The sequence below is a fragment of the Rhizobium sp. SSA_523 genome, assembly GCF_030435705.1.
Classification (GTDB): Bacteria; Pseudomonadota; Alphaproteobacteria; order Rhizobiales; family Rhizobiaceae; genus Neorhizobium.
Genome location: NZ_CP129379.1, coordinates 49,063 through 59,731, shown reverse-complemented (window position 1 = coordinate 59,731; position 10,669 = coordinate 49,063). Strand labels below are relative to the sequence as shown.

General features: G+C 62.8%; 9 protein-coding genes. 5 read left to right on the top strand and 4 right to left on the bottom strand.

The annotated features are described in order from the left end of the window. Window positions 1-72 precede the first annotated feature (72 nt). Window positions 73-1,185 (top strand): glycosyltransferase family 4 protein, encoded by a 1,113-nt coding sequence (locus tag QTJ18_RS00230; protein ID WP_252755427.1) that lies wholly within the window; start codon window positions 73-75, stop codon window positions 1,183-1,185. Window positions 1,186-1,258: 73 nt separating this feature from the next. Here the strand turns inward: QTJ18_RS00230 and QTJ18_RS00225 are convergent, their stop codons facing one another. Both QTJ18_RS00225 and QTJ18_RS00220 read right to left on the bottom strand, forming a co-directional pair. Continuing rightward, a complete protein-coding gene (locus QTJ18_RS00225) occupies window positions 1,259-2,773 on the bottom strand; it encodes a hypothetical protein (protein ID WP_252755428.1) in 1,515 nt (504 codons plus the stop codon). Between the two features lie 284 nt (window positions 2,774-3,057). Beyond that, complete coding sequence (locus tag QTJ18_RS00220; protein WP_252755429.1) at window positions 3,058-3,957, bottom strand: hypothetical protein; 900 nt, start codon at window positions 3,955-3,957, stop codon at window positions 3,058-3,060. Between the two features lie 170 nt (window positions 3,958-4,127). Between QTJ18_RS00220 and QTJ18_RS00215 the strand changes: the two genes are divergently transcribed. Further along, window positions 4,128-5,357 carry a replication initiator protein A gene (locus QTJ18_RS00215; RefSeq protein WP_252755430.1) on the top strand — a complete coding sequence of 410 codons (1,230 nt, stop codon included), beginning with the start codon at window positions 4,128-4,130 and terminating at the stop codon, window positions 5,355-5,357. A 72-nt stretch (window positions 5,358-5,429) separates the two neighbouring features. Then, on the top strand, window positions 5,430-5,663 hold the full coding sequence (locus tag QTJ18_RS00210) for a hypothetical protein (RefSeq protein WP_252755431.1): 234 nt from the start codon (window positions 5,430-5,432) through the stop codon (window positions 5,661-5,663). A 315-nt stretch (window positions 5,664-5,978) separates the two neighbouring features. On the opposite strand, the gene QTJ18_RS00205 is transcribed toward QTJ18_RS00210, so the two are convergent. Beyond that, window positions 5,979-6,512 carry a stability/partitioning determinant gene (locus tag QTJ18_RS00205; RefSeq protein WP_252755432.1) on the bottom strand — a complete coding sequence of 178 codons (534 nt, stop codon included), beginning with the start codon at window positions 6,510-6,512 and terminating at the stop codon, window positions 5,979-5,981. Further along, window positions 6,512-7,201 (bottom strand): ParA family protein, encoded by a 690-nt coding sequence (locus tag QTJ18_RS00200; protein ID WP_252755433.1) that lies wholly within the window; start codon window positions 7,199-7,201, stop codon window positions 6,512-6,514. Before QTJ18_RS00200 ends, QTJ18_RS00205 begins: the two co-directional genes overlap by 1 nt. A gap of 449 nt (window positions 7,202-7,650) precedes the next feature. On the opposite strand from QTJ18_RS00200, the gene QTJ18_RS00195 reads away from it, so the two are divergent. Further along, on the top strand, window positions 7,651-9,102 hold the full coding sequence (locus tag QTJ18_RS00195) for a phosphomannomutase (protein WP_252755434.1): 1,452 nt from the start codon (window positions 7,651-7,653) through the stop codon (window positions 9,100-9,102). 49 nt (window positions 9,103-9,151) lie between these two features. Beyond that, on the top strand, window positions 9,152-10,582 hold the full coding sequence (locus tag QTJ18_RS00190) for a mannose-1-phosphate guanylyltransferase/mannose-6-phosphate isomerase (protein ID WP_252755435.1): 1,431 nt from the start codon (window positions 9,152-9,154) through the stop codon (window positions 10,580-10,582). The last annotated feature ends 87 nt before the right edge of the window (window positions 10,583-10,669 follow it).

Below are 10,669 nucleotides of genomic sequence, written 5' to 3'. Positions count from 1 at the left end.
GGGCTAAGTTTCCCCTAAGCGGGGCACGGTATAAAGAAGCGGGGCAGCACATAGATGGGCCAATAGATCGGCATGCGCGTTCTGCATTTCTTCAAGACCTATTGGCCCGATACGTTCGGCGGCGTGGAGCGTACCATTCATGCGCTGGCCAAGGGCTGCCACGCCCATGGCGTGACCGCCGATGTCCTGGCGCTCAGCCCCGCGCCGAAGCCAGAACCCTTTTTCTTCGACGATCACCGGGTGATCCAGGTCCGCCAGGATATCGATCTGGCCTCGACCGGTTTTTCGCGCGCCGCCTTTCCCGCCTTCCGCCGGCTGGCCAGGGAGGCCGATCTCATCCATTATCATTTCCCCTGGCCCTTCATGGATCTGGTGGAATTTGCAATTGCGCATGGCAAGCCGGTGGTGGTGACCTACCACTCCGATATTGTGAAGCAGAAGCTGCTGCTGAAACTCTACGCGCCGCTGATGCACCGCTTCCTCGCCCGCGCCGATCGCATCATTGCCACCTCGCCCAACTATCTTGCCTCGAGCCCGGTCCTGTCGGCGCATCGCGACCGCGTGGAGGTCATCCCGCTCGGGCTCGACGAGGCCGATATGCCGATCGCCGAGCCCGAACGCCTGGCGCGCTGGCGGGCCCGCTTTCCCGACGGCTTCTTTCTCTTCGTCGGCGTGCTGCGCTATTACAAGGGCATCCATATTCTCTATGAAGCGGCGCGGCGCACCGGCCTGCCCGTGGTGATGATTGGCGGCGGCGAAGCGGAGGAGAGTTTCCGGGCCCGCGCCCTGGCCGATGGCCTTGCCAATCTGCATGTGCTGGGACCGCTGGACGATGCCGACAAGGCGGCGCTTCTTTCGCTCTGCCGCGCCTTTGCCTTTCCCTCGCATCTGCGCTCGGAAGCCTTCGGCCTGTCGCTGGTGGAAGCCGCCATGGCCGGCAAGCCGATGATTTCCTGCGAGATCGGCACGGGCACCACCTATGTGAACCGTGAGGGCGAGACCGGCCTCACCATTGCCCCGGAGGATCCGGCCGCGCTGGCCGCGGCGATGCAGAGGCTGTGGCAGGATGAGGAGCTGTGCCGGCGCTTCGGCGCCGCCGCAAGGCTGCGCTATGAAACCCTGTTCACCGCCGACAGGATGACGCAAAGCTATGCAGCGCTTTACCGAAAGCTCTGCAAGGTCTGAAAAAACCGGATTTTTCAAGAGGATGGGGCCGGGACGCGCCCCCTCCCAGCCGAAATCGCTCAGCCGAAATCGCTCAGCCGAAATAGCTCAGCACGTCATCGATCAGCGCGGCCTTGCCGACCACTGTCATGGTGCTGTGGTCGGGCGCGACATTGGTCCAGATACCGAGCGCGCTTGTCGGCAGCGCATCGCTGCCCGCCTGCTCGATCAGAAGCTTGCCGCTCTGATATTCGAAGGTGAACTGGCCGCCCATTTTCTGCGTCAGATATTCCTTGAACGCATAGGACTTCACATCGTCGAAACTGGTCTTCGAAGCAAAGCCGACCTTGCTCACCAGGCTGTCGAGCGTATCCAGAGATACGGCGATCTGGGGCTTGGCCTCCTGCTTCGGCGGTGCGGCCGCGCCGCTCTCCGCCTTGCTGTCCGATGCGGGCAGCGCGCCGGTCTTGACCGTGTCGCCGGTCAGGGCCTTCAGGCCGCTGCTGGCAGTCGCCGTGCTGTCTGCCGCCGGCGGCGCTTCGGCGCTGCGGGCCATGGGTTCGGAAACGAGAATGACATCGGCGGGCTTGGCCGGCTGGCTTGCGGTCTCCTTGTGATCGAGCGCGGCGCTGACCGCCACCTCGACCTGCTTCAGCACCACCTGCTGCGGAGCAAGCAGGCCGGTCGCCTTGGCGTCCTCCACCCTGTCGCGGCTCGACAGTTCGGCCGGAGCGGCCGCCTGTTCGAAGGCGCGGATATGGACGGATGTCTCGGTCTGCTGCGCCATCATCTTGTGCAGGTCGGAGCCGAGGTATTGCAGGATCGGCTCCTCGGCATGCTGCGACAGCAGCGCCGGCTTCTCGGCCTCGACCGGCAGGGAAGTGGTCTTGGCGTCGACCGACAAAGCAAGCTCGGCCGCCAGGATCACGCCGGCCAGCAGGGCCGCATTGGCCGGTGCGTCAACCGCATCGAAGGCGCGGGAAAAGGCGTTCTGGGCGCGCAGGAAGGCCGTACCGGTCTTTTCCGACAGCCGGCCCCCAATGCCGGCATCGGCGGCGGCCTTATCGGGAAAAGCCTTGTCGGCAAAGCCTTTGTTCGCAAAACCCTTATCGGAGAAACCCTTGTCTGAGAAATCCTTATCCGAAAACGCCTTGTCGGAAAGGCCCTTGGCATGCGCCTCGCTGTTTTCCAGCTTGAACAGCAGGAAAATGGCGGAGATCGACATGATGATGCGCGCGGCCGGATGGATGACGACATTCTTCGCCTGGCCGGAGCGGATCGACAGATAGGCCCGGACGGAGGATTCGAATTCGGTGATCAGCGCGGTGATATTGGCCGCCGAGAGGCGCAGGCTCAACGGATCGCAGATGAGGTGGCAGCGTCCGTCGATGCGCGCCACATGCAGGAAGACGTCCTGGGAGGCGAGATCGAAAAAGACCAGCCAGGGTTCGCCAATATCGCTGACGCCGCGGTCAATGCCGATGGCCGCGCCGTTTTCGCCGAGCAGCCGGTGCGCCCGGTAAAAATCTGCAATTTCCTGCTGTGACCAGTCCGCCACGGGCTGGGCAAACTTGCGGGCGTTTCGTGTCGGAAAAGGCAGAATGCGCATGCAATCCGTTCTCTGTTTGCGAACTGAAATCCACAGGCGTGCCCTGCGCCCCGGGGCGGGGCACGCAAAGCACGGGAATCCTGTCCCAATTCAGTATGCCAATTTGCTGACGCTTGCAATCCAGATCGCAGCCCGACCCCCGTCAATTCAGGCCATTAGCAGCCATTCGGCCATTATCGGCCACTCTCTTCCGTCCGGCCCCTGTCTTTCGGCCGTCCTCGTGCCGTCCTTGCACAGGCATGCCGCGCTATGTCCCGCTCTCACGGCGCCGGCCGCGCTTTCCCTTACGCGTCGGCGAAGGGCAGATGGCGGGCATGGCCGCGCATGGCCACGGCGCTGTAGCGCGGCGGCTCATAATGCTGTTCGGCCGTGTATGGGCCGATGAACAGATCCTCCCGGCACAGATCCTGGCGCACGAAAAAGGCATTCACGCCGAAAATATCGCAGCCGACGAGACAATAGCCGTGTTCGGCGCCGATCCGCTCCAGCGCCTTCAGGCTGGCGCCGAAACGGGTGGTGCCGGTCCAGGCCTTGTCCTGGTCGTAGGGGACCTCGAAATCCAGGCTCGGCGGGTAATGACCGTTGAATTCGATGCAGAACAGGCGCGGCCGAAAGCGCATCAGCCTGCGCCAGACATGCGCCGTATTGTAATCGATATCGACCGAGACATAATCGGGCGTGACGAAGCCGCTCTCTTCGACCATGGCCTCGACATTGTCCGGCGTGACCCGGTCATTGACGAAGACAAGCCGGCCGTCATCCATCGGCTGGCGCATCAGATTGCGGATGCAATCGGCTTCCGCCGGGCCGGCCTCGACCCACAGACCCCGCCATCCGGTTTCCAGAAGCAGGCGGGTGGTGTTTTCGATTCCATCGCCGGCGGCAATCTCGATGAAGGTGCGGCTCTCGGTCCCGATGCGCCGGAAGATCTCGCTGATAATACCGTCTTCGTTGTTCTGGCTATAGACCTGGCCGGGAGCGGCCGCAATACAGCGCGGATCGGCATATTTTGCTGCGGTCTGCTTGACGAGATCGATGTAGAGATTGGCGTTCAACTGGGTGATGCGATCGAGCCGGCCTGCGAGACCGGCCATTTCCCGTGACAGATAGGCAAGGTCATCCTGTTGAATATATTTAATACTTTGCAACATCTCCTTGAGCTGCTGTGTCAGTTTTGCTAGCATTCCGGGCATATCCTGTCATTTCATCGGCTTCGCGTCCGGCGCAGCCGGAGCGAGGTGGTTTTCGACAGGTCTTACCCCAGAAAGGTTGCGGACGGAATGGAGCCCCTGTCATCGAGCCCGGATCATCCCGTGCCTGTCCCCTTGCCGCAAGAGAAAGCCTGACCGGGCCCATGAAGCGCGCCAAATTCACCCTCATGCCGCGCGAGGATTTCGCCAGCCTCACTTTGCATGAGAAGAACGCCTATCTGCAGGATCTGTCCAAGCAGTTTGCCGCCCTGCATGGCCGCGACCATGGCGATCTCGACAGGGATGCGCTGAGCCGGCTCAGGCGCTATTACAGCCGGCGCGTCTGGGCGGATCTGAAGCTGGACCAGATCGGCGCGGAGGACAATGCCGTCAACCGGGCGATCCGCAATCTCGGCGAGGCGATCCGCGCGGAAAGCCTGCAGGCCGATGTGGCGGCCGTGCTGATGCAGGAAAGCAAGCCGAAACGGATCCTGCGCTCGGCGCCGCCGGAAGATGCGCAGCTGACCTTCTTCGTTCCCACCGTCTATGATGCGCCGATCAAGGACGACGTCAATCTGATGGATGTGGCGCCCTTCTCGCTCAGCAAGCGGGCCAATGCCGGCATCATCCGCTATGAGCTCAAGGACAGCCTGATCACGATTGAAGGCGGCGCCGAGACAGGCCTTGCGACGGTCTTCGACTATGACATCTTCCTCAACATGGTCTCGCACCTGGCCGACGAGGTGCAGCGCTTCCGGCGCGAGGAGGCCAAGGGGCTACGTCCGAGCCTGCCGCCGAAAACCTATCGGCCAAGCGCCTCGCATATCCTGAAATTCTGCCGCAGGTCGGATGGCGGCAAATCCTACGAGGATCTGGAAGCGGCGCTCGACAGGCTCGCCAATACCACGATCAAAGTGGTCAATCTCTCCAATGGCCGCCGCCGCCAGGTGGACAGCCGCCCCCTGATCGGCGGCTACAGCGTTGTCAGCCGGACCAATGCCAATCGCATCGACATGATCGAGATCACTATTCCCGACTGGGTCTATACCAGCGTCGTGCGCAACGAAAAGACCATTCCGCTGCTGACGCTGCATGAGGATTACTTCCTCATCAGCTCCGGCCTCGGCCGCTTCATCTATCGCCTGGCGCGCAAGGCGGCCGGCAAAGGCGGCGCGACCTACAGCATCCGCGAAATCCACAAGCGCAGCGGCTCCACCCAGGAATTCCGCAAATTCGCCTACGACCTGAAGGAATTCGTCATCCGCACCCAGGCCTTCCCCATGCCCGATTACGATCTGGCGCTGCAGGAGGGCAAGGATGGGACGGTGCTGGAAATGCGGCGGAGGGACGAACTCACCTCCTCCATGGCGCCGCTGATGATCGAGGATCCGTGAGCTGCGGCCGAGGCAGGACCGCATGTCCGATAAAACCCTTTCCCGCTAATTTTTGTCGCAGGATTTCCGTACTTGGCCGACGACAAAAATGGCCCGGCAATTCCGTACATGACCGACGACAAATCGTCGCGCGCGCGAGGCGGGCCCTCTGTCGCGATAGCCATGCCGAAACCGTACTTGGCCGACTTTTTTCCGTACTTGGCCGACGACATCCCGTACTTGACCGACATTTTTCCGTACTTGGCCGACGACAAAAATCGATATCGTGCTGAAAACCAAAGAGAAAAAGGCCATTTTTTTGGCTAAAACTATTTAAAACACTCAAAACAAGACAAAAACTCAAAAGCGGCGACAAAAGTGCTGCGCCAAGGCCCTGAAAAAGGGCAGATGAAAGAGCGGGGAAGAGCGGCAGAAAGGCTGCGGACAGCCGACAGAATTTCGCCAAAGGGTGCAAAAAAGCGGATAAGCCCTCCCCTTTTTTCGGGCAAGCCTTCGCTCTCTGGTCCTGCCCCACGGCTTTGCCCCGGGGTCCTGCCCCAGTCTGCCAGGCGCGTCGCGCAAATCGTTCAGGATCGTCCAAGATCGTCCAGGCCCGCGCGGCTCCGGATGGAGCTCCGTCGGTCAAGTCCGCGGGTCTGCCCCGCTTTCGCCGCGGCTGTCGGTTGCGGCGCCCATTTCGGCTTCAAGCAGGGCGACCGCTCTTTCGAAAGCCTCGCCCAGACCCCAGCCTTTCGCATCGGCAAGCGCATAGAAAAGCGCCATGGTCTCGGGCCGGAGCTTGAGGTTCAGCTGGGCCGAGCGGCCGGTCCGGCGGCGTCGAACCGAGGGGGATGATGATAAAGGCGCAACGGCGCGGGAAGCCGCAGCCGGCTGCTGTTCGACCGCTTGTCCCAAAGGGGCGGCCTCAGCATGGGCCGGACGAGCATCGGCTGAACGATGATCAGGGGACGGATGGTCAGAAGACGGACGAAACGGCGCCGGTTTCGCCTCGCGGCTTCGGAAGCTGGTTTTGGCAGCCGCCTCTTCCACCTTGAGGCGGTCCGGCCGCAGAGCGGGTTTCGGCCGGAACATGCTGAGATCGAAGGGATCGGCGGCAGGCGGTACGATCGCCTCGTCATCCTCTTCACCGAAACCCAGGCTGGGACGTCTGCTCATCAGGCTGCCCTCCCCTGCCCGTTTTGAATGTCCTTCAGCCGCGACACGACTTCGGCGGCAAATTCCATGGCATTCTGAACCGCCTTGTCGAGATTGCTCACCTGCCTGGGATCCAGCCTTCCCAGCAGGCCGCCGAAATCCAGAAGATCGCGATAGGCGGCCCTTTCGACGATGGAATTGGTCATGACCTCGATTCCCGCCGTATGCAGCTGCTCGCGGACATTCTTCAGCGATCGCGAGGTGACGGCGGCACTGACGCGGGTCAGCAGCACGGCATAGGGAATATCGCGCTTGGCCATGCGCGACTGGTTGCGGATGAGCCGGATGGTCTTCGACGCGCCCTTGGCGTCCATCGAGGCGCCCTGCGTCGGGATGATGACGAGATCCGACATGCCGATGGCATTGGCCACCATGAGGCTGGCGGTTCCTTCCAGATCGATGATGACGAACTGATACTGGTTGGACGCCTCCTCGACCAGGTCGACGATCGAATCCTCGGTCACGTCGCTGAAGATGCGGATCGTCTCCGGCCGGCCCGGAAGCGCGCCCCATTGGGAGATCCAGCGTTCCGGGTCGGCGTCGATAATAGCGATCGAGGCGCCGCGGGCGGCAAGTTCGCCGGCAAGGAGAAGCGCTGACGTAGTCTTGCCGGCGCCGCCCTTGGGATTTGCAAATGAGATGACTGGCATGGCGGCGCTCCTCGCGAATCAGAGATCGGCTAGTCTTAGGCTAGCAGATAGCTACTAGCTAGCCGAAGTTAACAGATAGCTACCAGATACCAGTAGCTACCATATTAGTACCGGATAGCTAACTGGTAGCTAGGAAGTAGCCTTTTCCGGGCGAATGGGGATCGTTTGCCTGTCGCCGCCTGAAATGCCGCGGAAACTCGGCCCTGACGCTGTAAGGCCGCTCCAAACCGGGAGACCGCTCCAAGCCCGGGGGGCCAAGCCGACACGGTCAACGCAGAGCGCGGACTGTGGCCCTCCATGCCTGCACCATCCCCCCGCCGCGCCCCGGCCATGCCTCCGTGATGCCCCCGGGATGCCCCCGGGATGCCGTTGACGTCCACCTTCAAGCTGCTACAACGCCGCGACGCCCGCGCGTGGGACGCCCTATCCGGCGGCTTCGCCGGGCAGCCATGACGAAACCTACCATTGGGGATCTGACCGTGAAATTCGGCACGAGCGGGCTTCGAGGCCTTGTGAAAGACCTTGAGGGTCACGCGTCTGCACTTTATGCGACGGCCTTCGCACGGCATTTGCTTTCGACCGGCATGGCTGTGGCCGGCAGCCGGATCTATGTCGGCGCCGACTACCGCCCCTCGAGCCCCGATATTGCCGCGACCTGTATCGGCGCCCTGCAAAGGGCCGGTTTCGATCCGGTGGATTGCGGCGCCCTGCCGACGCCGGCACTCGCCCTTTATGCGATGAAAAACGGTGCGGCCTGCCTGATGGTCACCGGCTCGCATATTCCCGCCGACCGCAACGGCATCAAATTCTACCGTCCCGACGGCGAGATCGACAAGACCGACGAGGCGGCGATCACCCGGCTTGCTGCCGAGCTCAAGGGCGATATCGTCGATCTGACGCCCGCCAGCGCCCCGAATGAAGGGGAGGCGGCCCAGGCGCTGTTTCTTCAGCGCTATCGCGGCCTGATCGGCACCACAAGCCTGGCCGGCCTCAGGATCGGCGTCTACCAGCACAGCAGCGTCGCGCGCGAGGGCCTGATCGCGCTTCTGGGCGAAAGCGGCGCCGAAGTGGTGCCGCTCGGCTTCTCGCAGAGCTTCATCCCCGTCGATACCGAAGCCGTCTCCGAGGAGACCGTGGCGCTCCTGAAGGGCTGGGCAGGCGAGCATGGGCTGGATGCGATCGTGTCGACCGATGGCGATGGCGACAGGCCGCTCGTTGCGGATGAAACCGGCCTGCCGCTGCGGGGCGATCTCCTCGGCCTGCTCGTCGCGCGTTTCCTGGCCGCCCGGGTGGTCGTGACCCCCGTCACCTCCAATTCCGGCCTGGAGGCCGCCGGGACCTATCATGTGGTGCGCACGCGGGTCGGCTCGCCTTTCGTGGTGGCGGAGATGAATGCCGCGCTGCAGGCCGGGGACACGGCGGTGATGGGCTTTGAGGCCAATGGCGGCGTTTTGACCGCCTCGGATTTCACCGTCGGCGAAACCCGTCTCGCCGCCCTCCCGACGCGCGACAGTTTCCTTCCCATTCTCGCCAGCCTGTGCCAGGCGGCGGCGGCCGCAAAGCCGCTTTCGGCGCTGGCCGCCGAGATCCGGCTGCCGGTGGCCGATGCCGACCGGCTGGAAAACATGCCTGTGGAGACGAGCCAGGCACTGATGCGCCATCTGCGTGCGTCTTCCGCCAATCTCGCCGATTTCCTGGCGCCGATCGGCACAGTGGCCTCCGTCAGCGATATTGACGGCCTGCGCGTGGTGCTGGCCGATCGCCGCATCATTCATCTGCGGCCTTCCGGCAATGCGCCGGAAATGCGCTGCTATGTCGAAGCAGAGACCGAGGCGGATGCGCGCGCGCTGCTGGGCGAGGGGCTGGCGCTGGTGCGCCGATTTGCCGGCGCCTCGCAATGACCCGACCGACCCATCCGTTTGCTGTTCATTCCCGAAGCTGGAGAATTCTATGAGCCAGAAGATCATTCCCGTTATCATGGCCGGCGGCAAGGGAACCCGGCTCTGGCCCCTGTCGCGCGCCAGCGCGCCGAAGCAGTTCATCAAGGTCGTCAACGACAGGACGCTGTTCCAGGAGACCCTGGAACGGGTGGCGGATCCTGAGATCTATGCCGCGCCGGTGGTCATCACCAATCAGGATTTCCGCTTCCAGGTGGCCGAACAGGCGCGGGAAGTGGGCATTGACCTGTCCGGCATCCTGCTGGAGCCGGTGGCGCGCAACACCGCCGCCGCCATTGCCGCGGCCGCCTTCTTCCTGACCGCCCGCTTCGGCGAGGATGCGATCCTGCAGCTGCTCGCCTCCGATCATGAGATCGATGCCGGCACGGCCTATCGCCAGGCGATCGAGACCGCCCGCGAGACCGCCAGAAGCGGCAAGATCGTCACCTTCGGCATCACGCCCACCGAACCGGTCACCGGCTACGGCTATATCGAACAGGGCGAGCCGTTGAAGAGCGGCGCCTATACGGTGAAGCGTTTCGTCGAGAAGCCGGCCGCCGACAAGGCGCAGGACATGCTGGAAAAAGGCGGCTTCTACTGGAATTCCGGCATCTTCATGTGCAAGGCAAGCCTCTTGCTGAGCGAGCTGGAACATTTTGCCCCAGACGTCCATGCCGCGGTCAAGGCCTCGGTCGACAAGGCCGATACCGATCTCGATTTCGTCCGCCTGGAAGAGGCGAGCTTTGCCCAGAGCCCGGACATTTCGATCGATTATGCGGTCATGGAAAAGACCCGCAATGCCGCGGTCGTCGCCTCGAGCTTTTCCTGGTCGGATCTCGGCAGCTGGGATGCCGTCTGGAAGCTCGGCGACAAGGATGAAGGCGGCAATGTCGTGCTCGGCAATGCCACGGTGCTGAATACGGAAAATTCCCTCGTCCTGTCGCGCTCGGCGCATCTGGCCGTGCAGGGTCTGAAGGACGTTGCCGTGATCGCCAGCGAGGATGCCGTCTATGTCGGGCGGCTGGCCGATGCGCAGGAGGTCGGCAAGCTGGTCAAGCTTCTGGCCTCTTCCAAGGCCAGCTCGGCCCTGACCGAGACCCATCCGACATCCTATCGTCCCTGGGGCGGCTATACATCCCTGCTGCATGGCGACCGTTTCCAGGTCAAGCGCCTCTTCGTGCTGCCGGGCAAGAAGCTGTCGCTGCAGAAGCATTTCCACCGGTCGGAACATTGGGTCTGCGTCAAGGGTACGGCAGAGGTCACCATCGGCGATTCCGTCAGGTTCGTGCGCGAAAACGAATCCGTCTACATTCCCCAGGGCGAGTTGCATCGCCTCTACAATCCCGGCAAGATCATGCTGGAGATGATCGAGGTCCAGACCGGCTCCTATCTCGGCGAAGACGATATCGTCCGCGTATCGGATGAATTCGGCCGCGGGACCTGAGCCGTCCTTTCCGACATGATCCAGAACCGGTGCGCCAGGACCTTTAGCACGCCCGACGGGCGGACAAGGGGTCTTGCGATCGCCGGA

Excerpts from the sequence above, each read along its gene's own strand:
- QTJ18_RS00220 (WP_252755429.1), bottom strand. The coding sequence starts at position 3,957 with ATGCTAGCAAAACTGACACAGCAGCTCAAGGAGATGTTGCAAAGTATT.
- QTJ18_RS00195 (WP_252755434.1), top strand. The coding sequence starts at position 7,651 with ATGACGAAACCTACCATTGGGGATCTGACCGTGAAATTCGGCACGAGC.
- QTJ18_RS00190 (WP_252755435.1), top strand. The coding sequence starts at position 9,152 with ATGAGCCAGAAGATCATTCCCGTTATCATGGCCGGCGGCAAGGGAACC.
- QTJ18_RS00205 (WP_252755432.1), bottom strand. The coding sequence starts at position 6,512 with ATGAGCAGACGTCCCAGCCTGGGTTTCGGTGAAGAGGATGACGAGGCG.
- QTJ18_RS00230 (WP_252755427.1), top strand. The coding sequence starts at position 73 with ATGCGCGTTCTGCATTTCTTCAAGACCTATTGGCCCGATACGTTCGGC.
- QTJ18_RS00215 (WP_252755430.1), top strand. The coding sequence starts at position 4,128 with ATGAAGCGCGCCAAATTCACCCTCATGCCGCGCGAGGATTTCGCCAGC.
- QTJ18_RS00225 (WP_252755428.1), bottom strand. The coding sequence starts at position 2,773 with ATGCGCATTCTGCCTTTTCCGACACGAAACGCCCGCAAGTTTGCCCAG.
- QTJ18_RS00200 (WP_252755433.1), bottom strand. The coding sequence starts at position 7,201 with ATGCCAGTCATCTCATTTGCAAATCCCAAGGGCGGCGCCGGCAAGACT.